The sequence below is a fragment of the Mycolicibacterium novocastrense genome, from assembly GCF_001499835.1.
In the GTDB taxonomy this organism is placed as follows: Bacteria; Actinomycetota; Actinomycetes; order Mycobacteriales; family Mycobacteriaceae; genus Mycobacterium; species Mycobacterium novocastrense.
Genome location: NZ_LQIH01000003.1, coordinates 1 through 24,660 on the forward strand (window position 1 = coordinate 1; position 24,660 = coordinate 24,660).

Here is a 24,660-nt window from a genome sequence, read left to right on the forward strand (position 1 = left end):
CCGTCACCGTGCGCAACCGGCTCGACCGCACCACGTCGGTGCACTGGCATGGCATCGCGCTGCGCAACGACATGGATGGCGCGTCGCCGGCCACACCGGACATTGCCGCCGGCCGTGATTTCACCTACCGGTTCTCCGTTCCATATCCAGGCACCTACTGGGCTCATCCGCACACTGGACTGGACGCTGACACGGGCTTGTACTTCCCCGTCATCGTCGACGACCCCAACGACCCGGGCAGCTATGACGCCGAGTGGGTGGTCATGCTCGACGACTGGACCGACGGCGTCGGATCGAGCCCGGCCCAGATCTATGACGGGCTTCGCAATTCAATGGGCGGACACGACATGCCCGGGATGGGCGACATGCCCGGCATGTCCGGAACGGGAACCGTTCCGGGGGTTGGGGGAGCGGGCAGCAGCACACTGCTCGGTGGCGACGCCGGAGATGTCAGTTACCCGTACTATCTGATCAACGGGCGTATTCCGCAGGCCGCCAGCAGGTTTCGTGTCAAGCCTGGTCAGCGTGTGCGGATTCGGCTGATCAACGCCGGCTCGGACACTGCCTTTCGGGTCGCGTTGGCCGGGCACAAATTGACGGTGACCCACACCGACGGCTTTTCGGTCGTGCCCACCGACGTTGACGCGGTGCTGATCGGGATGGGGGAACGCTACGACGTGGTGGTCACCGCGGGCGATGGCGTCTTCCCGCTCGTCGCGGCCGCGGAAGGAAAGAACGCGTCGGCACGGGCACTGTTGGTCAGCGGGGCGGGTTCACCACCGCCCGCCGACTATGCGCCTGCGGAGCTGCGGGGTCGTGTCGGCACCATTGACATGTTCGGCGCTGCGCCGGGTGCGGCGTTGCCGGCTGCGCGCGCCGACGTGGAGCTGCCGGCCGATCTAGGCGGGTCGATGATGCTCTACGACTGGACGATCAACGGTCTGCGGTTCGCCAACACCCGGCCATTGGAAGTTCGTGAGGGGCAACGCGTCACGCTTTCGTTCAAGAACACCTCGATGATGTGGCATCCCATGCATCTGCACGGCCACACCTTCGAGGTGCTCACCACCAACGGGCGTCCCGGCGCACGCAAGGACACCGTGATCGTGCTGCCCATGCAGCAGCTGCGCGTGTCGTTCGTCGCCGACAACCCCGGCGAATGGATGCTGCACTGCCACAACACCTATCACCAGGAAGCCGGGATGATGACCAGCCTCAACTACATCGGCTGACCGCCCCTCGGTACCAGCCTGGTGGTGGCACCTCACAGCCACGCGCGGCGGCGAAGGGGATAAGACGGCCTGGCCACCTGAGGGTGTCAGTACTCGATGAGCCGGGTGACGTAGAGCATCATGCCGCTGGTACGTACCGGCGAGATCTCAACGACCGACCCGGTGTAGGGCGCTTCGATCATCTGCCCGTTGCCGAGATACATCGCCTCATGCTGGCTTGCATTGGGCCCGTAGAAGTTCAGATCGCCGCGTTGCATTTGTGAGGAGGGGATCTTGCGTCCGGAGTTGTGCTGCGTCCCGGAGTAGTGCTCCAGTTTGATGCACACTCCGGCGAAGGCGTACAGGATCAGCCCGGAGCAGTCGAAATCCGACGGTGTTGGCGCCCTGGTCGATACCGCGGGAGGGACCGCCGGCGTTGCCGCCGCCCCAGGAATAGGGCACACCCAGCTGCGACGTGGTCCGGCGGATCACGTATTCGACTGCCTGGCTGCCATACCCGGGGGATGCGCCCGTTGGTGAATCCAGGGTCGGCGGGGGCGGAGGCTTGCCGACCGGACTATCTACTATGGCAATTAGTACTAAGCTGTTGATGTTCTCGCTGAGCGTTCAGGATGGTGATCATGCGATGCTGCGCCGGATGCAATTTCGGCAGGTGACCGTGGCAGTTATGGCCGCAACCATCGTCGCGCTGCTCACGGGGGTGCCCAGTTCGCTGCTGCCCAACCCCGTTTTCGTGCGCATGACCCCGGCGCCGTGGTGGAGCTATGCGGTGTGGGTTCTCACCGCGGTACTCAGTGGAGTCCTGGTCGCCACCTATGTCCGTCACCGGACAGCAGGGTCCTTCTCTGCTGGGCGGACCGCTATCGTGGCCAACGTCGGATCTGTGCTGGCGGTGGGCTGCCCGGTGTGCAACAAGCTCGTGGTGGCCACTTTCGGGGTCACTGGGGCCCTTACCCTGTGGGCGCCGCTTCAGCCACTGATCGGGGCCGCTTCGCTTGCACTTCTGGGTTGGGCATTGTGGCGACAGCTGACGACATCGCTGTCCTGGCCCGTTCGCGACGACGACGCGCTGTTGCCGACCACCGCCATGGTGCTTGCCGCGCCGGAGCGTGACATCTAACGGTGCGGCGTCGGCTCTTTGTCTTGCTGGTTGCTGTGGCGGCCGCTATCGCTGGTGCCGTTGTCAGTCACGATCCGGTATCTGTGCCGGCGACACAGCGGCTGTCGATCGGCGAGGTGAAGTTCGCACAGACAGCTGCGGCCGAGGCCGGCGCCGCGCCATGCCCCGCCCCGAACCGCGGGGCGTCTGCGGTGCCGACACTTTCCGGGGTGATGGCCCGCTGTCTAGGATCCGCGCAGCCCGTGGATGTCGGCACGGCCGTGTTCGGTACGCCGACGCTACTGAATCTGTGGGCTTCCTGGTGTGCACCCTGTCGTGAGGAAATGCCGGTGCTCGACGCCTACAACAACGTCACCGGCGCCGTGCAGGTCATTGGCGTCAACGTGCGCGACCGGTCGTCCTCTGCTGCTGCCCTGGTCCGCGACCTGCGCATCGGCTATCCATCGTTCACCGACGCCGATGAGGTGGCCGGCGCGTTGGGAGCACCCCAACTGCTGCCGCTGAGCTACCTTGTCGGTACCGACGGATCTGTGCGCCGACTGCCGATGGTCGTCTTCCGCGACGTCGACCAAGTCCAGAAGTCAGTCGCCTCCGCCCTCGGCGAAACGCACCAACGATGACGGCCCGCAAGACAACCAGGCGGACATCGCAGCGCACACCATCGCCTCAGGGACGCCCCTCACCCGGGCTGGGCGAATTAAAGCCGCGATTATGGAGGTGTTCTGGCGCCGACGATGTGGTGCGAGTCCGCGACGTTCTCGATCAACTCGAACCGGCCCGCCAGCTCGCCTATACGACCGTGATGACGGTCATGGATAACCTATACCGCAAGGGCTGGTTGAGCCGTGAGCTCGACGGTCGCGCCTACCGCTACCAAGCCACCCGAGACCGCATTCAGGCGGCCACCGACGCGTTGCGCGAGCTACTGGCGGACAGCGGCGGCCCCGCTGCGGCCCTGTTGCACTTCGCGCGCAGCGCCACCACTGCGGAGACGCGGGCCTTGAGCCGCGGGTTGAAGCAACGGGGTCGGCGGCGGTGACCGCGGTGCTGTGGTGGACCGTCGGCGGAATCGCCATCGGTATCCTCGCGCCACCGATCTTGCGGGCGTTGACCCGGCGCGGTACCGACGCGGCAGTGCTGTTGGTCTCGTGGGGACTGCTGGCGTGTGTCACGCTCGCGGCAGTCGCGCTGCCGGGGCTGGCCGTACTACTGCACCGGTGTTGGCTCGCCCTGCACAATGATCCGCCCGGACAAGTGGACACCGTCGCAGGAATCCTCAGTGCTGCCGCGTTGAGCATCGCCGGCATTCGCGGAGGTTGGCAGCTGAGCCGCACCGGCCGGCATCGACGTCGCTTGCATGCCAAACACGTCGAGCTTGCCTGGTTGCTGACCGGCCGCGGCCCGCACGCCGGCGCGGTGCTGTGGCTGCCTGCCGGCGAGCCGCTGGCCTACAGCCTGGCTGGTAGCCCGCCGCTGGTCGTGATGAGCACTGGACTGCGGCAGTGCCTCGACAGTGCCGCGGTTAGCGCCGTCGAAGCCCATGAGCGCGCCCACCTACGCCGGCATCATCACCTGATGATCGCCGTCGCCCAAGCCGCCGCAGCCGGATTGGGATGGCTGCCGCTGATGCGTCACTCTCCGTCATTGGTGCGCGCATGGGTCGAGTTGGACGCCGACGCACATGCTGCCCGCTCCCACGGCCACCTCGGTCTGCACCGCGCGTTGAAGACGCTGCAGAGCGCGCCCGCGCCGGCGACCGCGCTGGGCATCGCCAGCGACTGCACCCAGCTGCGGCTGGCTCGGCTGGCGGGCAGGCATTCATCTGTGGGCCGCTTCGCCGGACTCAACGCGGCCTGGGGCGCAGCGCTAATTCTGGGCATGACCACGCTGCTGACCTTTGCCGCTCTGACAGGGCTAGTGTCCTGCACGGCCGGCTGACGTCGCACCGTCACCACACTGTGTGACATCGACACTCGCCGCGATTAAGACAGCCTGGTCTTGATCGGCGTGGGACCGGCGTCGTTGAGATCGCGTCGCTCAGTGGCGCGATGTCATGCGATCCGCGAGTCAAGCGACAGGCCAAGACGCGCGGCATTGGCCGCGCCCGCGCTTGCGGGACCACGCCAGAGCGGTTCGATGGCGCGACGTCGCCGCAGCCGCGGAAGCTGGAGTCCATTGCCGTAGCAGGCTGTGCACGCGCTGACCAACGGTGCACGTAGTAGATACGTAAGATGATTTTAGATTCGCATTGCGGTGAAGGGAGGCTTCGTGCACGGCACTCTTCGGGGGCTGCTGACGGTGGCCCTGGCGGCTGCGGCGGTGGTGCTGGCGCCACCGCCGGTGGGGTCTGGGTCGGCCAAAGCATGGGGCGTGGACCCCTCAGTGGAGATGCTAAGTCCGGCGCCTGGTCAGGTGGTAGGCGTTGCTCACCCAGTGCTGGTGGGATTCGGTCGCTCAGTTGACGACCGCGCCGCAGCCGAACGCAGCATCACGGTGTCGGCGTCGCGACCGGTGAAGGGTCAGTTCACCTGGCTGACAGATCGTCTCGTGGAGTGGGTTCCGCGGGGCTTCTGGCCCGCGTATTCGACGGTGACGGTTGCAGTCGGGGGCTTGAAGACCGAATTCAGTACCGGAGCGGCGGTGGTGGCTGTGGCCGATATCTCGGCCTACACGTTTACGGTGAGTATCGACGACCAAGTCGTGCGCGAAATGCCGGCGTCGCTTGGTAAGCCCGGCTTTGACACCCCGGTGGGGACGTTCAAGGTGCTGGAGAAGCAGCGCAGTGTGGTCTTTGATTCCCGCACGATTGGGATTCCGCTCGACGACCCCGAGGGCTACCTGATCGACGGGGAGTACGCCGTGCGAGTGACGTGGGGCGGTGTCTACGTGCATTCGGCGCCCTGGTCGGTCGGTTCGCAGGGCTCGGCCAATGTCAGCCATGGCTGTATCAATCTCAGCCCGGAGAACGCCGAATGGTATTTCAACACTGTCAAGGTTGGCGACCCGGTGATTGTGCAGAGCTAGCCGATGCTTGTGTGACAGGATTTTCGGCGCCACCCTCTCGGGCCGACGTGCGATGGCCGTTTCGCCAAACCCGGACACGTTCACGCCGCCATCTGCGGGTCACAGCATGGCCTAACAGGCTGCACCAGGTAGGCTCTGCAACGACATTCCTGGAGGCTAAACGGTGCGTGTACGAGGATTCGGCGAGCTGGAAGCCGTCGTGATGGATCGCGTATGGAATCACGATCCCGAGATGGTAACGGTGCGCGACATTTTCGAAGAGCTTTCGACCGAGCGTCGTATTGCCTACACCACGGTGATGTCCACCATGGATAACCTGTTCACCAAGGGGTGGCTGGAGCGCGAACGCGATGGCCGGGCCTACCGGTATTGGGCCACCATGACCCGTGAAGAACACAGCGCCCAGTTGATGCGTGACGCGCTCGACGGTGGAGGCCGCTCAGAACTGGTACTGAGCTACTTCATCGAGCAGATCGGCCCCACGGAATCCGAGCGGCTCAGGGAAGCATTGCGGCGACTGGCAAGGCGATCGAGCAGGGCCAAGAAACGGTGAACGTCGCGGCGTGCCTGCTGCTCTACAGCCTGGCGGTGATCGTGGCAGGGCCACCGGTGTTGGTTTTTCTCACCCGTGGCGGGCACGCTCCCAGATGCGGAGTCGCGGCGTGGTTGATCGCAATCGCCAGTGTCTTGCTGAGCTGGCTGACAGTTGTGGTGCTCGTGATTGTCGATGTGGTCGCGCACTGGCACGAAGGCGGCTCTTTCGTTGTGTCTTGCGTCAGGTTCCTGTGCGATCTCGCTGCGGGTAAGGCAGGTACAGCACCACAAATGATCCTGCTGGCTTCAGCGGCTGCCGTGGTGGGCGCCGTCGCTGTTATCGGTATCCGGTTCGTGCGCGTCCTTAGGCGGCTACGTGAGCATGCCTCCGGGCACGCAGAAGCTGTTCGGCTGGTGGGCCGGCCGACCGGCGAACGCGACGTGTATGTCGTCGACGCCCCCGAACGCACTGCGTATTGCGTGGGAGGAAAGCCTCCCGCGATAGTCGTCACCACCGCGGCCGTAGGAGCTCTAGGAAAGCGGGAGCTAGCAGCGGTGCTCGCACACGAGCGAGCTCACCTTGATGGCCGCCACCCCAGAATTCTCACGGCGCTGCGCGGCTTGGCGTTGGTTTTTTCCTGGCTGGGACTGATGACGCGTGGTGCCACCGAGGTATCGCGGTTGTTGGAAATGTGCGCCGATGATGCTGCTGCGCGCCGGCACGGCAAGGCTGCCCTACTGGCCGGGCTGATGGCTCTGGCTGCGGGAGCGCCGGCCGCCGCGCTGGGCGCGGCCGATATCGCCGTATTGAACCGTGCTGAGCGCCTTGCCATCCCGGCTGCCCACCATGTCCGCGTGCGTGCGCAAGCCGCGCTCACGAGCGCTACGGCGATGATGGCGATCGCGCCGCTGGGCACACTTATACTCGGTATTTCCGGGGTCCTTGTGTGCGGCTAGGTGGCTGTCGGCGCGTTTGCGGTTTCCCACCCTTCGCGTCGTGGACACCGACGGATCTCGCCGGTAAGGCAGAGGCCACACTCTGTCGGCGAGGTCTGCGCCACGGCGCTCTCAGCGCAGTGCGGTGTGGGAGAGGCCCGGTCGGTGTGGTCGGCCGAGCCTGCGTTGATGTCGGCCGAGTTCATCTGACAGACCGGCGTCCCCTATTTTGCCTAGTACTGAGCAGCTACGCGCACTGAAGCGCGTGCTCGACAGCTGACCGGCGATATGTGCGCGCACGACACGTGCGCGCTCGGCAGCAGTGCTCGCCGGCAGATCCCGACAATTGCGGCATTTCGCCGGGCTCAACGACGGCTGTCGACCCGAAGCTGGCTGGGCCGACCTACATCCAGCAGTGGCCGCCGTTCGCGGTTCTCCCGGGTCAGCCGCCCATCCATGGCGCTGTCAGCAGCGCCACGTTGGACTGCTGATGGACCTGCAGCGCGATCAAAACCACCACGGCGATCGCGATCACTGAGCGGCGGGGCATCTGGACGTGCACCCAGCGTCCGGTCCACCACCCCGCGGCGCCCCGCAAGACCAAGCCGGCCGCCGCAATCAGCAGCAGGGGAGCGGCGGGGTTGTAGCTCAGCGCCGCCGTCCATTGACCGTGCGTGGTCAGATACACCGCGCGTGTCGCGCCGCAGAACGGATCCATGATTCCGGCGTAATGCAGCGGACCATGGATGTCGACTGGCGGGACGCCGAGCGTGGCGAGCACCATGGCTCCGAGTAAGCCGGCCAGTGCCAACCACGTCCACACTGCCGACTCCGGTTGCCGCGCCGCCAGCGACACGGTGAGCCACCTGCTTGGACGAGCGGCCGACGAAGTGGTGAAGCCCATATGGTCTCCCGCGGTTCTGGACTTCTGCCATGCTACGAGTCCCCTCAGTGACAGCACCAGCGGCGCGCGGGGCCGCATCGAGACCGTAGTCGACCAGCGCGTAAAGCATGCAACCACAAGGCTTTCCGCCTCCAGCAACAGCGCGCCGGTGTCCGAGTGGGGAAGCCAGGCGCGTCCGAATGGTGCGGAGCGTCCGATGGTGGTGGGCGGGCAGCTGGTTGCGGTAGTCGTGGCCGTGCGCGTGATCAGGAGAGTGCCCAATTCCCACGGAAAGTCGGCGCCGACAAAGTGGATTGCGTCGTACAAGTGCCTGGCCTGGACCTTCGAGGAGACCACAATTCATCGACAAGCTGCCAGCGGTGTTAGCGACGCGGGCGCCAGGCGACCTTGCTCATCGCCAACAATCCCTACCGCCGGGGCCGCAACCGGCGCACCGCCGAGCACCGGCACAGGGTTGGCACCCATACCCGAGGGCACCGGGATATCGCCACCATCGTGCCACCGATGATGACAGCAACGGGGGAATGCCATCGAGGCGGCGTGAGCCGCCTGCGGCGGTGATCCAAACGGATAGTGCCCGCAGGGGTGGACTGTCCATAGCGGCAGTGGGCGCCGAAGCGGCAGTGTCTGGCGGGATTCCTTACCCAGAGTCATTCCCTTCGACCGCGCTCAACCAGGCCGACTGGCGGCCACCACCCACATGTCCCAACCGCAGAGGACCGGATCCGAGGATAAGTTAGCTGAATCACGGATGCCCTGACCGCGACGATCAGCATCTACCGGTCAGAAGTGTGCCGTGAGGTTTAACGACTTGCCCTGTTCAGAGGTGCTTGAAGACACTCACACAGCTTGCCGAGGCACATGGATCGGCTCGGCGCCGAGCCGATCCCCCTGTTACTTTTGTGGTTGCTGATGCCAGTGTGATAAGCGTCGACTGAACCTAGGACGCGACGGCGGGCCGGCAAGGCGTCAATGTGGGCGTTGTTTGAATATCTGGAATAGCAGAGCACATGAGCTGCACTTATCGGGCCGACAAGGTGGTGTGGCAGAGCTCATTCAGCGAAAAGAACTGCCCCACTGAGACAGTCATCCACATCACACAATGGGTGTGGTTTGGTTTGAACCGTCGAATCGCGACTGAATAACAACACGGACTCGACTTAGGGACCTACGGAGTATGGCCGTACAAGCTGCTACAGTGGGCGACATTGTGAGGTACCACGACGCTCCCACGAGAAGGCGACTGCGGTCGGCGGTAACGCTGGCTGTCGTTTTTTGGGTGCTGCTTGTCGGCAGTAAAGCGGCGTTGCCGTGGTCGGGCGGTCTCGATGATCACCCGCCTCACGCGCCTCACGCGCTGGTGACGACGACGGCAGATGACTTTGCTGCCGTGATGGATCACCCGCACTTACGAGAGTCGGTGGCGTGGTCGCCGGAGATTCTTTCCGCCGCCGTGGTGCCACGGATCGCCACCCTGTTAGTGGCTTTGGGCATGTTCATTGCCGTGGCCGCGGCCTGGTTGTACGGCGGTCACGGGATTTGGGCGGCGGTGCGCGGCCCGCCGCGTGGCATCGGCCATGTCGCACCGGGTCGCCAATTGCTGACCCGCTTCTGTATTTCACGGCGCTGATTAGGCAGCCCAGACCGACCGCGCTCAGGCGGCACGGCCGGTCGCTCACTGCTGCCCATCGTCAGCTGCCGCGCAGTCAAGTCGCGGCTCCAAGCAGAAGCGACACTCATATGAACCATGTCCTATCCGTCCATTCCACCGACCTGCACTTTTCACACCATCGCACGTTGGGCCGAAACCACCGCCTGGCCACCATGGTGGGACACACGCCTGTGCTGCGGATATCGGCGCCCTTCAGTGACGATGAGCGCGGCTTCTGGGCCAAGCTCGAGGGATCCAATCCCGGCGGCATGAAAGACCGTCCCGCCATGCACATGGTGGAGCGGGGTCGCGCCCGCGGCGATCTGCGACCGGGGGCCCGGATCGTGGAATCCACCAGCGGCACTCTCGGTCTGGGGCTGGCCCTGGCGGGTACTGTGTACGGCCACCCCGTGACACTGGTCGCGGACCCAGGAATGGAGCCGATCATGCACCGCATGCTGTCGGCCTACGGCGCCGAAGTCGAGGTGGTAAGCGAACCCCATCCAGAAGGGGGCTGGCAGCAGGCGCGCCGTGATCGAGTCGCTGAGCTGCTCGCCGTGCACCCACACTCCTGGTATCCCGACCAGTACAACAATCCCGACAATGTCGAGGCCTACCAGGGCCTGGCGCTGGAGCTGATTGCCCAGCTCGGCGATATCGACGTGCTGGTGTGCTCTGTCGGCACCGGCGGTCACTCCGCCGGGGTCGCACGGGTGCTACGTCAGTTCAATCCCCATCTCAAATTGATCGGTGTGGATACAGTCGGTTCGACCATTTTCGGCCAGCCGGCGGCGACCCGATTGATGCGGGGACTGGGCTCGAGCATCTACCCGCGGAACGTCGATTACGACGCCTTTGATGAGGTGCATTGGGTGGCTCCTGCTGAGGCCGTGTGGGGCTGCCGCACACTGGCGGCGACACACTATGCCACGGGCGGTTGGAGTGTCGGCGCAGTCGCGCTGGTCTCTGGCTGGGTGACCAGAACACACCCGGTCGGCACAACGATCACCGCCATCTTCCCCGACGGGCCGCAACGCTACTTCGACACCATCTACAACGACGACTACTGCCGCCAACACGATCTTTACGGTTGGCAACCGCCCGACGAGCCCGATATCGTCGCTCACCCATTCGAACGGGTGGTCAGCTCATGGACACGCTGCCTCAACGTGGTCGATCCAGTGCGGAGTGAGCACTGATGGTGGCTGGGCTCAGGCAGTTCACCAGCTTCGGATGGCCCAGCCGGATGCTGATGATCAATCAGTTCGGCATCAACTTGGGCTTCTACATGCTGATGCCCTACCTGGCCGGATACCTAGCCGGGCCACTGGGTCTGGCGGCCTGGGCGGTCGGTCTGGTTCTGGGCGTGCGCAACTTCTCCCAACAGGGCATGTTCATCGTCGGCGGTACGCTGGCCGACCGGCTTGGCTACAAGCCGCTGATTGTCGCCGGCTGCCTATTGCGCACGGCTGGATTCGGGCTGTTGGTCGTAGCACAGTCATTACCCGCCGTTTTGATCGCTTCGGCGGCCACGGGTTTCGCCGGAGCGTTGTTCAATCCTGCGGTGCGCGCCTACCTTGCTGCGGATTCCAAAGAGCGCAGGGTCGAAGCATTCGCCATGTTCAACGTGTTTTATCAAGCGGGCATTCTGGCGGGCCCGCTGGCAGGACTGGCCCTGATGGTGACGGACTTTCGCATCGTCGCCGCTGTAGCGGCCGCAGTGTTTGCCATGCTGACCGTGGTGCAGCTTTTCGCATTGCCGCAACACAGCGCCGAACCGCCCGCCGAGAAGACCGCGATACTCGATGACTGGCGCATCGTGGTGAGAAACCGGTCATTCCTGTGGTTTGCGGCCGCGATGATCGGCTCCTATGTGTTGAGCTTCCAGGTCTACCTGGCCTTGCCGCTGCATGCTGCCGTGCTGGCTCCGCAACATGAATCAATGCTGATTGCCGCAGTGTTCGTCGTCTCCGGGACCGTCGCTGTCACGGGGCAGTTTCGCATCACGCGATGGTTCTCCGCCCGCTGGGGTGCCGGACGGTCGCTGATGATCGGCATGCTCATTCTTTCTGCCTCGTTCCTGCCGCTGCTCGTTGTCCCCACCAGCGGGCGCTTCGGTTCCGTTGCCGCCGTCGTGGCGTTGCTGGTCTCGGCCGGGCTGCTGGCCGTCGGATCGGCAGCCGTCTTCCCCTTCGAGATGGACACAGTGGTGTCCTTGTCGGACAACCGCCTCGTCGCTACGCACTACGGTTTTTACAACACGATTGTCGGAATCGGCATTCTGGCCGGCAACCTGGCCACCGGCGCACTCATGCAGGCCGCTCGTGATGCCGGTGCCGACGAATTGCTCTGGGCCGGATTGGCTTTGGTTGGGTTGGCGGCGGCACTAGCGCTGCATCGACTCGATCGCCGCGGGCATCTAGTGCCCCGGACAGCACTGGCCGATGCGGCGCGATGATGAGATTTCGAGTCGACGAACGCAAGATGTGACTCCAAGCCCGTGCATCGTGCACTTGCACGACAAGGGTGACCAATCGGCTCTCAGTCGGGGCTAGCGATTCGAGGTAACACCCGCCGTTATCGCCGGAGCTGGGAACGCTTTGGTCGTCTCCGGCATTTGCTGAGCGGCGCCCGGCGCGCCAGTTGGAGTGCAGGGCTGAGACGCGGACTAGCCCGATGCTGCCTGCATGAAAGACCCTGCAACTCAAAGCTTTAACCTGTTACCAAATCGTGGCGCGTAAGGCTTGGCATGTGTCTGTAAGCAGGTACCCTAGAGTCATATACGCATTAGCTACGTACTGAGCGCGACCATAAAACGTCTTGGTACGCGAAGGGAGATCAACCGTGAAGAAATCCGCACTGGTGACCATCGCACTTTCAGCTCTCGCGACAGCCATGATTGCCGCAACAGAGCCGGCCGCTGCAGCACCGACCGGGCCCGGCTCGGTCCAGGACACAATCAACAGACTGGAAGGAAACGGCTACAAAGTGATCCTCAACAAGGTCGGGTCAGCACCGTTGGAGAAGTGCACGATCAGCGGCGTGCGCCCAGGCCGAGAGGTCACCGAGTTTCGACAGAACCGGCGCGATCAGCTCGTCGAGCGCGTCCTGTACGAGACCGTGTACGTCGACGCTTCCTGCTAAAGCAGCGGGCGGGGTGTCTTTTCCGGGTCGGCGCCACCCCGCCCTGTCGAATCCACTTCGCCGAACCCGTGACGGCCTCGCCTTGTGCCTAGCGAAAAGTGTGGGGTGCCGACGATGTGGGCCGCTCGCACGTTGATGCACTGATCCGTCATCAAAGATATTGGCCACCAAGGCAACTGCTGGACCACCCAACGGCTGCGGCGATCGTGTCATCGCAGCGCCACTGCTTGCCGCGGCGCCGAGCGGTGTTACCAGCCGTGTCGACGCGTCGCCGACTGAACCGGCATGACCTCGTCGCTTCAGATGCCCGGACACCTCGTGGTCCGCGGGAGGCCGTACGCCATGAAGGCCAGCGCTTATGCGCAGCAGGTGCGGTCGTTTTTCATAGCACGCCGACGCCTGGTGTTGGCGCCAAGCGCGCACATCAGCGCGCACTTGGCGGCCGCACGCACCGCAGGGTGCCGGGCAACGCGCACCAGCGCCCGCTCCGGCTTGACCTCGTTACTCATCCCAGTCTCCTCTCCCGCATCCTATACCCTGCCAGGGTATAGGCGGGATTCGTCTCGCGTACAGGGGACGGCCACCCTGCACGTGTGTGCTTTGATCCCAGGTCAGCGCCGCCAATGCCGAGTCATGGCCCAGTTCTGATCTACTATCACACTTAGTACGCTCAGTCAGGTGGTGTCGTTGATCCGTAATCTCTGCGCCCGTGTGGCCATCGTCGGTGCGGTGCTGACCTTGGCTGGGTGTTCTACTCCCGCCGAACAATTGACGCCGTCGGCGGCACTGCCGTCCGCAGAACAGGCCGACACTGTGCCACACGCACCGCGCTCAGTCGGACCGAGCGAATTTGCGGAGGCGATTGCCGCGCCCGAGCGGGTCACCATCAATGTGCACGTGCCCTACGAAGGCGACATCACTGGCACGGATCTCAGCATTCCGTTCGACCAAATCGAGACCAGCATCGGCAGGCTACCGTCCGTTCGCAACACTCCGCTGGCGGTCTACTGCCGCACCGGACGGATGAGCACAATCGCCGCCACCACTTTGGCCGACCTTGGGTATCACGACGTGGTGGAGTTAGCAGGTGGAATGCAGGCGTGGCAACAAAGCGGCCGTGAGCTCGTCCGGCGCTGACCTTCTGCGCTTCTGCGGATGAGGAGTCGGCATTTTCGTATTTCACCGGGCGTCTGAGTCGTCTCTACGTCTGTATCGATAGGAGCCCACCGGGGCCACGAGGCCTCGGGCGCCTTGGCCAGCTGTGAACGTGGCTGCCAAGCCCATTAGCTGCCATTGGCATTCCCAGCGTTCCTCAAGAAGCTCATCTATCAAAGAGGTGTCGGGGCGGCCACCGAGCCTGCGAATGGCCGCGCTAACCGCGCTGAGCAGTTCTAGTTGGCGGTCGATGGCTTGCAGCCTTCCCACGTCGCTCCGTTCGCTGGACCGGCGGACTGCGGCGCTGACGGCACGCGCCCGGATCTACGGTTCTGGTACACAGATGCTAGTCGATTGGTGCTTGCGATCGGCGCGATTCCTCGGTTGGCACGACCGCAGTCAGCGCAGATGGCCCAAAGCCCAATGCGGCTCTCGTCGACTCTGAAACCTGGGCGTATCGCCGGTATTCGGGCGCCTGGCGTGATGATGGCCAGCGGCCGCGGCGATGGTAGGTCATGACCGCACGGGGCTAGCCCGTCGAGGGAAGGGTATGCGGCGATTCACGATCGCACGAGTCGATTGATGGCGTCGGTGGCCTCTTTGATCTTAGCGTCGGCGTCATCGCCGCCAGCATGCGCGGCGTTGAGCACGCAGTGTTTGAGGTGGTCGTCGAGCAGGCCGAGCGCCACTGCCTGCAAGGCCCGGGTCAGGGCGCTGACTTGGGTGAGGATGTCGATGCAATATTGCTCGTCGTCAACCATGCGGTGCACGCCGCGCACCTGTCCTTCGATGCGCTTGAGACGATCAAGGTAGCGGTCCTTGTCAGTGATGTAGCCATGTCGCGGCGGCGCCGCCGAGGGTTTGCCTTCGGCTGCCGATGTGGGCATGTGTTCCTCCCAGTGGTGTGGCCGAATTTGACGTTCGGGACAAAAGGGCCCGCGCTTAACACCGGATATCTGGGCGTCGCAGGTTCAGAGACATTGTCGCAGGAATTGTGACGATGGGTGATTCTCGCCACGCGCGCCCGCGCGGGGCGCCGAGCCACCCATCGCCGATAGCTGGCTTATGCTGCAGCGTATCTCGCTGGGTCGGCGTCGAACTTGGGGACGCATCCAGCGCAGCACAACCAGTAGGTACGCCCAGCGTACTGGCGCACCCAGCCCTTGGCTTCGGCTTTGGCCTTGGCCACGAACCGCCCAGGCATGACCGGGCACTCGGCGGCGTCGACGCCAGGATCCACCGTGTCGTGGTCGTGGTCGTCGCGGTGGTGATCGTCGCTGGTGCCGGTGGCAGCACGGTGATCTGTCATGGTCGAGGATGTCCTTTCAGGTTCGGTCAGAAGTCCGGGCAACGGTCGCCAACGTGCGGTTCGGCTGTCCCAAGATTTTTAGCGGCGATAAGTCATCCGACGCGCGCCGCGGTGTAGCCAGCTTCGTCGACGGCGGCGAGTACAGCCGCGTCGTCGACCGGCTTAGCGCTGGTGACGACCAGCTTGCCGGTAGCCGCACTGACGTCGACCTGCTCGACACCGTCGATCTGGCCGACTTCCTCACGCACCGACATCTCGCAGTGCCCGCAGGTCATTCCTGTGACCTCATATTCGCTGGTGGCCATGAATTACGCCTTCCTTGCTAGCTGTGAGCAACGACTGTGTTAACAGCGCCTTTCGCCATGCGAAGGCGCCAACCGACAGTCACCTGCTTGTGCACATGACGCGCCTCCTTGCATACCCGGGCGGGGTAACCACACATAGAGACAATATACCCCTGGTGGGTATTCCACCAGGGTGGTCATTCGCCCTCTTCGCACAGCCGACGAACGGATGTCCGCTGGAATCGGGTTGGCGACGCCACGTGGATGATCGCCTGCAAGGATTCCGCGTTTTGTGTGGCCTCATGGCGCGGAGCAACGCCCTGTGTCGACGCGGGTCAGGTGACTAGTTGCCATACCGGTCCGGCGATGATGCCCAGAAGGAGGCTGAGCGTGGCGGCCGACACCGCGGCGCGGGTGGGCCAGTGCTGGGCCGCCGGTTTGTCGGCATCGCCGGTCTCGTGGGGACGCCCGAAGGCGGGGATGATCCAGCGTAGGTAGTAGAACAGGCTGACCAATGTGTTGACGAACACCATGACGGCCAGCCATGCATACCGGCCGTCCCAGGCCGCGGTGGCCGTGGTGACCTTGCCGATGAACACCGCGGTGGGCGGAGTCCCCACCAGACCGAGCAGCGCCACGACCAGCGCCCCCGCCAGCCACGGGTGACTTCCCGCCAAGCCGCGGTAGGAATCGAGATCGTGGCACCCGGGCAGCGCCGCGGTGACCGCGAACGCCGCAATGTTGGTGACGGTATAGCCGACTAGATAGAACAGCAGCGAGGGCAGCGCCAACTCGCTGCTAGCCGCGACGGTGATCGGCACCAGGAGATAGCCGACCTGGCTGACCGTGGACCATCCCAACAGCCGACGCGGGTCCTGTTGCCAATAGGCGGCTAGATTACCCAAAGTCATGCTGGCGACGGCAAATACGCCGATCAATACCGGCCACGCCAGGGTGTCGGGCAGCACGGTGGTGAGGCGGTACAACGCCACCAGAGCCCCGATCTTGGGAATGGTGGTCAGATACGTCGCCGCCGTGGCGTTAGCGCCCTGCGCGGCGTCAGGCACCCAAAAGTGCGCCGGCACACCACCGGCCTCGAACATCAGGCCCGCCAGCACACCGACCACTCCGGCGGCGACCGCTATCGTCGGAGCGCCGCCCAGGACCATCGCCAGCTGCGGGTAGCGCGTCGCGCCGGTGAGGCCGTAGAGAACCGTGACGCCGAGCATCAGCAGGATCCCGAACAATGCGCCCATCAGATAGGCCTTCATGGCGGCCTCGGCCGCGGCGGCCGAGCGGCTCAACCCGATGAGACCGTAGAGCGGGATGCTGGCCAGGAAGTAGCCGGCCACCAGCAACAACAGGTCGTCTGCGCCTGCCAGCACCAGGACCCCGGTGCTCGAAAACATCAGCAGCGCATATGTTTCGGCTTCCCGCGGCGAGGACCGCATCTCAGCGCCGGCCACCGCCCATATCAACAACAATCCGGCTGCACAGGCGATCCGTGCTACACCGGTGGCGGTGTCGACGGAAAACGCGCCCTCGAAAGCCATCTGATCCGGGCCGACCATCTGCACCACTGCGACGCCGATAACACCGACCTGCACCGCGGCCGCCATGACGCCGACCCACCACTGCCGCTGCCGGGGCAGAAACGATCCCGCGATCAGCGCCACCAGACCGGCGCCGAACATGAGCATCTCCGGCCCCATTAGCAGTGGCCGCATCGCCGCCTCGGGATTCACGGATTATCTCCCGACGAGCGCGACCAGCGCTGTCGCGGCGGGTTCGATGAGGTCCAGCAGCGGTCTGGGCAGTAGGCCGATGGCCACGCTGAGCACGAGAAGGATTGACACCGAAGCGGTCTCAGGGACCCGCAGGTCAGTGAAGTCGACAGCATGCCCACGCGTGGGACCGGTGAAGACGCGTTGCAGCGCGCGCAGAAACAGCGCGGCGGTGATCAGGATGCCGGGCAGAGCCAGCGCCGTGACCGGAGAGGCGGCGATGCTGCCGGCGAAGATCTGGAATTCGGCGATGAAACCGGAAAACCCCGGCAATCCCAGTGAGGCGAACGCGCCCACGGCGAACAGCGCGGCGAGTTTGGGCGCCGGGCCGGCCAGTCCGCCGTAGGAGTCCATGTCATAGCTGCCCGCCCGGTCGTAGAACACCCCGGCGAGCAGAAACAGGGCGGCCGTGATCAGGCCGTGGCTGACCATCTGGGTGACCGCACCGACTACCGCGACCTCCCGCGCGTCGGCGGTGCCCGCCGCGGTCAGCCCGGCAGCGCCGACGGCCATCACGATGTAGCCCATGTGGTTGACCGAGGTGTAGGCGATCATGCGTTTGAGGTCGTTTTGGGCCAGCGCGACCAGCGCCCCGTAGATCACCGATACGACCCCGACGGCGATGATGGGCCACGCCCACTCGCGCCATGCCTGCGGCAGCATCGGCATTGCGATTCGCACGAACCCGTAGGTGCCCATTTTCAGCAGCACCCCGGCGAGCACCGCCGACCCGACGGCGGGCGCATCGGTGTGCGCCGGCGGCAGCCACGTGTGGAAGGGGACGGTGGGTGTCTTGACCGCCAATCCGAGCAGGATCGCGGCCAGCACCAGGCTGCCCGCCAGCGGGCTGCGCGCCAACGGTGTGGTCGCCGCCAGCTCGACCATGTCGAAGGTGTGCGGGTCGGCGGCGATGTAGAGGCCGATAAAGCCCACCAGTAGCGCCAGCGATCCCAGGAATGTGTAGAGGAAGAACTTCAGCGCCGAGCGGGTCGCGTCGCCGTGTCCCCAGCCGGTGATGACGAAGTACATCGCCACGATCGACAAATCGAAGAAGACGAAGAACAAGATCAGATCTGCGGCGACGAACAACCCAAGGCTGACGCTTTGCAGGAACAAGAACAACGCGGCCTGCAGCCGGGGCCGGTCCTCGTTGCGCAGCCCGTAGATCGCGCAGGCCAGGAAGATCACCGCCGTCATCACCACCAGCGGCAGCGATAGACCATCGACGCCGATGTGGTAGCTGCTGTTGACGCCGGGAATCCAGGGGACCTGCTCCTCGAACGCCAGCTCGTTCGGCGCCGGCGCGTCGTAGCGCGCCCAAACCCCGACAATGAGCACCAGGTCGATTGACGTGACCACCACCCACATCACGTTGGCGGTGCGGCCGGCTAGCCGGGATGCGGCCAGTAGCACCAGCGCAGCGGCTAGCGGCAGGAACACGATCACACTGAGCATCAGGTCACCTCGCCGTCACGATGAGTACGAAGCCGGCGACCAATAGCACTCCGGCGGCCAAGTAATAGTGATGCAGCTGGCCGGTTTGCGGTCGGCGCGTCAGCTGAGCGAACCGTCCCACTCGCGCGGCTACCGCTTCCACCGCGCTGTCCACACCACCGATGTCGATGCGAGCGGCCCGACCCGCCGCGCGCAACACCGCGATCGCCCCGGCGTCGACCACCCGATCGAGCACCTTGTCATCGAATCGGGCTGCCACCCGGGCGGCAGCCATTGTCGGGGCAACCACCAGCACATTCGCCGCGCGTTGCAGCCCCAACCAGGATGCGGCCCAGCGAGGTTCGGGCACGCCCCAGCGTGCCACCACCGCCACCACGATCAGCGCAAGGACGGCCGAACCGAGCAGCTCGGCCACGCCGGGATGACTGATCGGCTGCTCGCCGTCGAGGGCACGCCCAATGATGGACCCAACCGGTGGCAGGGCCAGCACTCCCGCTACCACCGCCCCTGCTGCGAGAACCACAAGAGGCGCCTTTTCGAGACCGGTGAGCCGTCGTGGGACGGGTCGGGCCGCCGCGGTCGGCGGCCCGGCGGTCTCCTCGGTCGAGGGCAAAGCCCACATCACCACCAGCATCTTCGCCGCATACGCCGCCGACAGCGCCGAGGCCAGTAGTCCCAGGCCGTACAACACGGGGGAGTGCTGCGCGGCAGCGGTCAACACCGCATCCTTGGTAGCCCACAACGACAGCGGCGCGATCCCCGCCAACGTCAGTGCCGCGATCGTCGCCGACCACCCCACCACCCGCCAGCGCCGCGCCACACCGTGCAAGTCGTCCAGACGCTGGGTGCCCAACAGCGACAACCAAGCGCCCGCGGCGAGGAACAAACCGGCCTTGGTGGCGGCGTGCGCCACCAGGTGCGCGGCGCCCCCGCCGACGGCGGCCACCCCGGCGGCCATCACCACGAATCCCAGCTGCGCTGCGGTGGACGCGGCGAGCAGCTGTTTGATGTCGCGCTGGGCGACCGCGACGGCGCCGAGCATCACTGCGGTGATAACGCCCACCCATGCCGCCGCGGTCGCCGCCCAGCCGGTGGCGGCCAGCAAGGGTTGCGTCCGCAACAACAAGAATCCGCCCATCGCCACCATCGCCGCCGAATGCAGCAGGGCGCTAACAGGACTGGGACCCGACATCGCCCGCGACAGCCAAAAGGAGAACGGCAGCTGCGCCGCCTTGCCGAGCGCCGCCACGAGCACGCCGAACGCCATTACATCGCGCCACCCACCCTGGGCATCGGCGAAACTGTTCAGCGCCATCCCAGCGCCGCCGGCCAGCGCGGCACCCGCGGCCAGATACAAACCCAGATCGGCGGTGCGGGTGGTCACGAACGCGGTGAGCCCATCGGAGACGCGGTATTGCTCGCGCCACCAAAACCCGATCAGGGCATAGGACGCCGCCCCCATCATCTCCCAACCCAGCAGCAACGTGGGCAGCGTCGCGGCGGTCACCGTCAGAATGGCGGCCGCGGCGAACACCAGCATCAACCCGTGAAATCTGCTCCGCGCCTGGCGGATGCTCCCGGCAGAAAACATCAGCACCAGCAACGTCGCGGTGGTGACCGCCGGCAGCACGGTCGCGGCGAGCGCGTCGACCCGAAGACCCAATGGCGCGCCCGCCATGAACGCCACTTGCACCGACGGCCGCGCGACGGCCACCACGACCGACACAGCGACGCACCCGAGCATGCTGGCCAAAGAGATCACGTTCACCCACCGATCGTCGCGGCGGGAGATCAACACAACGACTCCCACCGCGGCCGGCGCAGCGACCAGCAGCCACAGCAGCGCCGAGATCACGGGCTGCTCATCGGGAAAGGTCGCTTGCCATGTCGGTCATGTCAACACGACGCTCGCGGTGCAGCGCCGTGGCCACCGCGAACCCCATCGCCATCTCCACCGTCATGGCGGCGATGACCACCAGCAGCAGCACCTGGCCGCTGGGTGCGGGCATCACGAACCACCAAAACCCGGCGGCGGCAAGGATGATCGCGTTGATCATCAACTCCAGGCCCATCATCACCATCACCACAACTTGCTGAGACAGCGCACCGTAGAGCCCGACGCTAAAAATCGCTGCCGCTACCAATAACACCGTCTGCAAGGTCATCGATCGACTCCCCCGGGCTGCGGGTCACGTGCGGGCCGGCGTTTGAGATCGTCACCGAAACGGTCATAACGAGTACGGGCGGCCGCCAACACCACCCCGGCGACGATCGTGGCGACCATCACCGGGCTGATCACCACCATGGTCAGCATGTGCGGGCCCATCAACGCCTCGCCCAGTGCCATGGTGACGTCCGGCGGCGGCTGGCCCTGCCGGGCGGGCCAGTCGATCAGCGCAATCCCCGAAGCCAGGAAGACAAAGGTGGCCCCGGCAGCGACTAGTGCGCGGCGGTTGTCGTGAACCATGCTCATCGGCATCAGCGCCGGGTTCATGCCCATGAACATGACCATGTAGACCGCCATCACCGCCATCTCCATCACCATCATCAAGATGGTGACCACGCCGATGTAGTTCTGCTGCAGCAGCACAACTGCGACACCGACCGCAATGAACGAACTCGCCAGCGCATATGTTGCGCGCGCCATCGAATTGACCCAGAACACCGCGGCACCGGCAGCGACGGCGATGACCGCGAGCAGCCAGAACACGATATGAACAATCATGGTGTGTCAACTCCTCCAGATGGCGATGAGCGCCACCACTAGGTCTTGGGCCAAAACGGCTGGCAACAACACGACCCAGCCGACCTCCATGAACTTGTCGGGTCGCAGTGCTGGAATTGTTCGGCGCAGCCATACCAAGACGCTCAGCAGCGCAAGGGTTTTCACAACTGACCACATCCAGTCCGGCAGCAGCGGACCAGCACCGCCGCCGAGAAACATCGGCACGGCGAACGCCGCGCCCGCGGCCAACAGCGCATAGCGGCCTGCCTGAAACAGCAGCCGGTCTACGCCCGACAGCTCGGAGGTCACGCCACCGGCGATGTCGGCCCCCAGCGCCGGCGCGAAGGGGCCCCCTACCGAAAAAGCGACCACCCCAAGGCAATACACCACGAATGCGACGGGCATCCACACCACGAACCACACGCCGTGCTGGGCGTTCGCCACGTCACCAACCCGCAGGCTACCCGCCGCTACGGCGGGCGCGACCAGGGCGAACATCAACGGCAACTCATAGCCCAACGCGTGGGCGAGGAACCGATAGCCACCGATCAATGCGTGCACCGAATTAGGGCCCCAGCCGGCCAGCCACACCAGCGCCCACATCATCACATCCATGGCGTTGAACCACACCACGCCGACCTCGATATCCAGCAGCGTCCAACGGCCCAGCGGCACAACCACAATCATCAGCAGAGCGACCACGATCGGGCCGGCGCACCCGATGCGCCACAGCAGCGTGTCGGCAGCCACCAGGGTCCGGCGACGCTGACGCATCAGGCGGGCCGCCTCAAACAGCGGTGCGGCCACCGCGCCGCTCGCGCCGTCGGCTCGTGCGGAAAGAGTGCTGTCCAGGCTCGCCGCGAACAGGACGAGCACGGCCAACAGGGCAGCGGCCGCCAGCGCCCACACGCCACTGACTGTCGTCACCTCAGGCATGCTGACCCCGCTCCGAGGGTGACAGCTCGATACCTAAACCGGCGACCACCAGCCGTGCCGTGGCCACGTCTAAACCCTCGACCAGATCGGGCAGTATGTCCTTCACGGCGCCGTGGGGCACGTGCAACTGGGGCGCATCGGCCTCGTCTCTAACCGCACGTTGCACCACGTCGAGCCTTGTGAGCAGCCGATCGTAGGTATCTCCGGCCAGAGCCGCGGGCATTCCATATCGGTCGATGTCATCGACCGCGATTGGGGCGAGATCGCGCAGCGCCCACCGCAGCACCCGGGAGCGGCGCACCACGGTGGCCAACGCGTCGGCCTGCTGGCGGGCGGCGCGGCTGTCGACGGTGTCACCCAGCAGCACCTCGCGTAGCCGTCGTGCGCGCCCCGCCGCGCGAGGCCAGCCGGCCAGTACCAAGAGGTCGACGATATGGTCGGTGTGGCGGGCTGCCTGCATCCAGCTGCTCAGTAGCGGCTGCGGTTGTTCGTTGGAGGCGGCGCCCATCATCTGAGGCTGAGCCGCAGTGATGACATCGCCCTGCAGCGCGCAGCGCAGCACCAGCCCGGCTGGCCAGTACGCGAGGAACGGACCCAGCCGCACGTGCAGCTCGTCCATCTCCAAGCCGTCGCGGTCTTCACCGCCCTGGGCCAACGCGATTCCCGCCGGAGCCATTTCCATATCGCCGTGGTCCATGTGGTGACCGCTGTGGCCCATATCGTGATGACCATCCTCGCCGGGGTCACCGTGTGCGCCGCGGTCGTGGTGCTGGTGTGCGCTGTGGTCAGCCGGCTCGTGGCTGTTCTCCTCGGGATGGTGAAGATCTGAGCCGCCGTGCGGTGAAGCGTCACCTTGCCCTTTGTGGTGATGGGTTGCGTGGTCGTCGCTGCCGTCGTCTCCGTTCGCATCGTGGCCGCCGTGGGCTGTTTCGGAGGGGGCACTGTCGGCCGGGCGGCCGTGCCCGGCGGCGCTGTGGGGCATGTGGTGACCTTCGGCGCCGGCGTCGTGCTGAGGCATCGGTGCGGCGGACTGTATTCGGTCGCGGGCATCTGTGCGCTGCCACTTGGTGTCGACAAGGACGCCGGCCGCGCGGTCCAGTTGCGAGCGCGTCGCCGACAGATCTCGGATGACGACCCGAGCGCGGGGGCCTGGCAGCTGGTCCCAGAGGCGATCGATGAGGTCGGCGAATTCATCGTCGACTGCGGTTCCACAGACCGCCAACACGTCGGCGCCGGCCGGTGAGACGGCTTGCCGCCATCCGCGCGCAGCGATCAGGTTCTGTGTTGCGGCGCGAAGCGCCCAATTGCCTGGCAGCTCGGCGATGAACACATGCGGACGCCGGGCGGCGTACTTGGCCAGCCATCGATTCAGGTCCACCGCAGCGCACCCTCTCGCCATGCCCAGGCGACCGCGACGAGCAGCGCGGCCAGAAACAGAAACATCTCGATGACCGCGGTGGCGCCCATCTCGACGACGACGACCGCCCAGGGATACATGAACAGCATTTCGACGTCGAAGGCCAGGAACACTAGCGTGGCCAAGTACCAGCGGACGTGATAGCGCGACAACGCGTGCTCCTCGGGTAGCCATCCAGACTGGAAGGGCAGCGAGACCAGCGGTCTAGACGACACGGCCGTAAATCGGTGGGCAGCGTAGAGACTGGCCACCCCACTGACGGCGACCAGCAAGACCCCCGTCAACCCGGCATACATACGCACCTCCGGGGTTCGCGATGTCCGAGCCGCGACACGCAATGATTGGTGACGCCCTCTAGACATACCCCGAAGGGGTATCTGAAAGCAAGGGAATGCTGACCGTCAGTTCGCCCTCCGGAAAGGAGCGCACGAAGCCGAGATCCTGCTCGAGCTCGAAGGCGAGAGCCGTATCCGGTCACGGCCGTGGAGACAGCCTGGAAACCTGGCTTTGACGAAGAGCACGACCAGCCGGCCAACCTGTGCACCTGCCATCGCGAACAAGTTCGTCGTGTTCATGCTGTGCGCGCCCGAGGTGCCCGATGATGACGTTCCAGGATAAAGACGAGATCGGGACGCAGGCGCAGTTGCGCCACCCCGCGGCCGCCAGCTGAGCAGGTCACGTCAAATTTCTGTGTCACTGATACTTTCTTCGCTACAGCGGTCGTAGTCGTCGAAGTGAGCTGAATGTTGACCGACGCGTCCGGATAATCCCGCGCTAATCGCACCACCGCGCCGCGATCGGCGCGGTGGCATCGGCATCGCGTTCCCGACAGAGGAAGAAGCCGGCGTCAGCTCCACCCGGTTCGGTACGGTCGGTGGTTCCATAATCTCGGCGAGACGTCAGCGGGCAGCATGGTCTGCCCACTAGGTCTCGTTGACCGGGGAGATCCTCGAACCGTCTCGCTTACCAGGGGAGGTTTCGGACCCGCGCCCATGCCGCCGCGGACGTTGAGCCTTCGAATTGGCCCTCGGTCTCCGCACCGGATAAAAC

25 protein-coding genes and 1 pseudogene are annotated in these 24,660 nt (G+C 65.2%); 13 read left to right on the forward strand and 13 right to left on the reverse strand.

Annotation, left to right across the window (positions count from 1 at the left end):
- Nucleotides 1-1,232, forward strand: a 1,232-nt coding sequence (locus AU072_RS03640; protein WP_064412528.1) for a multicopper oxidase family protein, incomplete at its 5' end; no start/stop codon positions are given.
- Nucleotides 1,233-1,318: 86 nt separating this feature from the next.
- On the opposite strand, the pseudogene AU072_RS03645 reads toward AU072_RS03640, so the two are convergent.
- Nucleotides 1,319-1,767, reverse strand: a pseudogene (locus tag AU072_RS03645) (NlpC/P60 family protein); the annotation flags it as partial.
- Nucleotides 1,768-1,884: 117 nt separating this feature from the next.
- Here AU072_RS03645 and AU072_RS03650 point away from each other — a divergent pair.
- The 7 genes from AU072_RS03650 to AU072_RS03680 all read left to right on the forward strand — a co-directional run bounded on the left by AU072_RS03650 (nucleotide 1,885) and on the right by AU072_RS03680 (nucleotide 6,867).
- Nucleotides 1,885-2,352 carry a hypothetical protein gene (locus AU072_RS03650; RefSeq protein WP_328586879.1) on the forward strand — a complete coding sequence of 156 codons (468 nt, stop codon included), beginning with the start codon at nucleotides 1,885-1,887 and terminating at the stop codon, nucleotides 2,350-2,352.
- Between the two features lie 212 nt (nucleotides 2,353-2,564).
- Nucleotides 2,565-2,972, forward strand: coding sequence for a TlpA family protein disulfide reductase (locus AU072_RS03655; RefSeq protein ID WP_235630303.1), 408 nt, complete (start codon nucleotides 2,565-2,567; stop codon nucleotides 2,970-2,972).
- The gene (locus tag AU072_RS03660) at nucleotides 2,969-3,391 is read left to right on the forward strand and encodes a BlaI/MecI/CopY family transcriptional regulator (RefSeq protein ID WP_064412530.1); all 423 of its coding nucleotides are present in this window, start codon (nucleotides 2,969-2,971) and stop codon (nucleotides 3,389-3,391) included. The genes AU072_RS03655 and AU072_RS03660 overlap by 4 nt, the downstream gene beginning before the upstream one ends.
- On the forward strand, nucleotides 3,388-4,290 hold the full coding sequence (locus tag AU072_RS03665; RefSeq protein WP_231987884.1) for a M56 family metallopeptidase: 903 nt from the start codon (nucleotides 3,388-3,390) through the stop codon (nucleotides 4,288-4,290). Before AU072_RS03660 ends, AU072_RS03665 begins: the two co-directional genes overlap by 4 nt.
- A 330-nt stretch (nucleotides 4,291-4,620) precedes the next feature.
- Nucleotides 4,621-5,376, forward strand: coding sequence for a L,D-transpeptidase (locus AU072_RS03670; RefSeq protein WP_407937582.1), 756 nt, complete (start codon nucleotides 4,621-4,623; stop codon nucleotides 5,374-5,376).
- Between the two features lie 163 nt (nucleotides 5,377-5,539).
- On the forward strand, nucleotides 5,540-5,929 hold the full coding sequence (locus AU072_RS03675; protein ID WP_064412531.1) for a BlaI/MecI/CopY family transcriptional regulator: 390 nt from the start codon (nucleotides 5,540-5,542) through the stop codon (nucleotides 5,927-5,929).
- Nucleotides 5,926-6,867, forward strand: a complete 942-nt coding sequence (locus AU072_RS03680) for a M56 family metallopeptidase (RefSeq protein ID WP_064412532.1) — start codon at nucleotides 5,926-5,928, stop codon at nucleotides 6,865-6,867. Before AU072_RS03675 ends, AU072_RS03680 begins: the two co-directional genes overlap by 4 nt.
- A gap of 421 nt (nucleotides 6,868-7,288) precedes the next feature.
- Here the strand turns inward: AU072_RS03680 and AU072_RS03685 are convergent, their stop codons facing one another.
- The gene (locus AU072_RS03685) at nucleotides 7,289-7,750 is read right to left on the reverse strand and encodes a DUF2752 domain-containing protein (protein WP_064412533.1); all 462 of its coding nucleotides are present in this window, start codon (nucleotides 7,748-7,750) and stop codon (nucleotides 7,289-7,291) included.
- Between the two features lie 1,177 nt (nucleotides 7,751-8,927).
- Here AU072_RS03685 and lpqS point away from each other — a divergent pair.
- From lpqS to AU072_RS03710, 5 genes are all read left to right on the forward strand, one after another.
- Nucleotides 8,928-9,380 (forward strand): putative copper homeostasis (lipo)protein LpqS, encoded by a 453-nt coding sequence (gene lpqS / locus AU072_RS03690; protein ID WP_064412534.1) that lies wholly within the window; start codon nucleotides 8,928-8,930, stop codon nucleotides 9,378-9,380.
- A gap of 110 nt (nucleotides 9,381-9,490) precedes the next feature.
- A complete protein-coding gene (locus AU072_RS03695) occupies nucleotides 9,491-10,600 on the forward strand; it encodes a PLP-dependent cysteine synthase family protein (protein WP_064412535.1) in 1,110 nt (369 codons plus the stop codon).
- Nucleotides 10,600-11,859 carry an MDR family MFS transporter gene (locus tag AU072_RS03700; RefSeq protein WP_064412536.1) on the forward strand — a complete coding sequence of 420 codons (1,260 nt, stop codon included), beginning with the start codon at nucleotides 10,600-10,602 and terminating at the stop codon, nucleotides 11,857-11,859. Before AU072_RS03695 ends, AU072_RS03700 begins: the two co-directional genes overlap by 1 nt.
- A 386-nt stretch (nucleotides 11,860-12,245) precedes the next feature.
- Nucleotides 12,246-12,545, forward strand: coding sequence for a hypothetical protein (locus AU072_RS03705; protein ID WP_064412537.1), 300 nt, complete (start codon nucleotides 12,246-12,248; stop codon nucleotides 12,543-12,545).
- A gap of 678 nt (nucleotides 12,546-13,223) precedes the next feature.
- Nucleotides 13,224-13,682 (forward strand): rhodanese-like domain-containing protein, encoded by a 459-nt coding sequence (locus AU072_RS03710; RefSeq protein WP_231987880.1) that lies wholly within the window; start codon nucleotides 13,224-13,226, stop codon nucleotides 13,680-13,682.
- A 578-nt stretch (nucleotides 13,683-14,260) separates the two neighbouring features.
- On the opposite strand, the gene AU072_RS03715 is transcribed toward AU072_RS03710, so the two are convergent.
- From AU072_RS03715 to AU072_RS03765, 11 genes are all read right to left on the reverse strand, one after another.
- On the reverse strand, nucleotides 14,261-14,587 hold the full coding sequence (locus tag AU072_RS03715; protein ID WP_064412538.1) for a metal-sensitive transcriptional regulator: 327 nt from the start codon (nucleotides 14,585-14,587) through the stop codon (nucleotides 14,261-14,263).
- 176 nt (nucleotides 14,588-14,763) lie between these two features.
- A complete protein-coding gene (locus AU072_RS03720) occupies nucleotides 14,764-15,009 on the reverse strand; it encodes a YHS domain-containing protein (protein ID WP_064412539.1) in 246 nt (81 codons plus the stop codon).
- Between the two features lie 92 nt (nucleotides 15,010-15,101).
- A complete protein-coding gene (locus tag AU072_RS03725) occupies nucleotides 15,102-15,314 on the reverse strand; it encodes a heavy-metal-associated domain-containing protein (protein ID WP_064412540.1) in 213 nt (70 codons plus the stop codon).
- Between the two features lie 314 nt (nucleotides 15,315-15,628).
- Nucleotides 15,629-17,020: an NADH-quinone oxidoreductase subunit N gene (locus tag AU072_RS03730; RefSeq protein WP_064412663.1), complete on the reverse strand. Its 1,392-nt coding sequence runs from the start codon at nucleotides 17,018-17,020 to the stop codon at nucleotides 15,629-15,631.
- A 21-nt stretch (nucleotides 17,021-17,041) separates the two neighbouring features.
- Nucleotides 17,042-18,532, reverse strand: a complete 1,491-nt coding sequence (locus AU072_RS03735; RefSeq protein ID WP_064412541.1) for a complex I subunit 4 family protein — start codon at nucleotides 18,530-18,532, stop codon at nucleotides 17,042-17,044.
- A 4-nt stretch (nucleotides 18,533-18,536) separates the two neighbouring features.
- A complete protein-coding gene (locus AU072_RS03740; RefSeq protein WP_407937583.1) occupies nucleotides 18,537-20,387 on the reverse strand; it encodes a proton-conducting transporter transmembrane domain-containing protein in 1,851 nt (616 codons plus the stop codon).
- Nucleotides 20,388-20,394: 7 nt separating this feature from the next.
- On the reverse strand, nucleotides 20,395-20,697 hold the full coding sequence (locus AU072_RS03745) for an NADH-quinone oxidoreductase subunit NuoK (protein ID WP_064412542.1): 303 nt from the start codon (nucleotides 20,695-20,697) through the stop codon (nucleotides 20,395-20,397).
- On the reverse strand, nucleotides 20,694-21,257 hold the full coding sequence (locus AU072_RS03750; protein ID WP_064412543.1) for an NADH-quinone oxidoreductase subunit J: 564 nt from the start codon (nucleotides 21,255-21,257) through the stop codon (nucleotides 20,694-20,696). The genes AU072_RS03745 and AU072_RS03750 overlap by 4 nt, the downstream gene beginning before the upstream one ends.
- Nucleotides 21,258-21,263: 6 nt before the next feature.
- Nucleotides 21,264-22,193 carry a complex I subunit 1 family protein gene (locus AU072_RS03755; RefSeq protein ID WP_064412544.1) on the reverse strand — a complete coding sequence of 310 codons (930 nt, stop codon included), beginning with the start codon at nucleotides 22,191-22,193 and terminating at the stop codon, nucleotides 21,264-21,266.
- On the reverse strand, nucleotides 22,186-23,571 hold the full coding sequence (locus AU072_RS28515) for an ICP22 family protein (protein ID WP_231987879.1): 1,386 nt from the start codon (nucleotides 23,569-23,571) through the stop codon (nucleotides 22,186-22,188). The genes AU072_RS03755 and AU072_RS28515 overlap by 8 nt, the downstream gene beginning before the upstream one ends.
- Entirely contained in the window at nucleotides 23,562-23,906 is a 345-nt protein-coding gene (locus AU072_RS03765) for an NADH-quinone oxidoreductase subunit A (protein ID WP_064412545.1), read from the reverse strand. Before AU072_RS03765 ends, AU072_RS28515 begins: the two co-directional genes overlap by 10 nt.
- Nucleotides 23,907-24,660 lie beyond the last annotated feature (754 nt).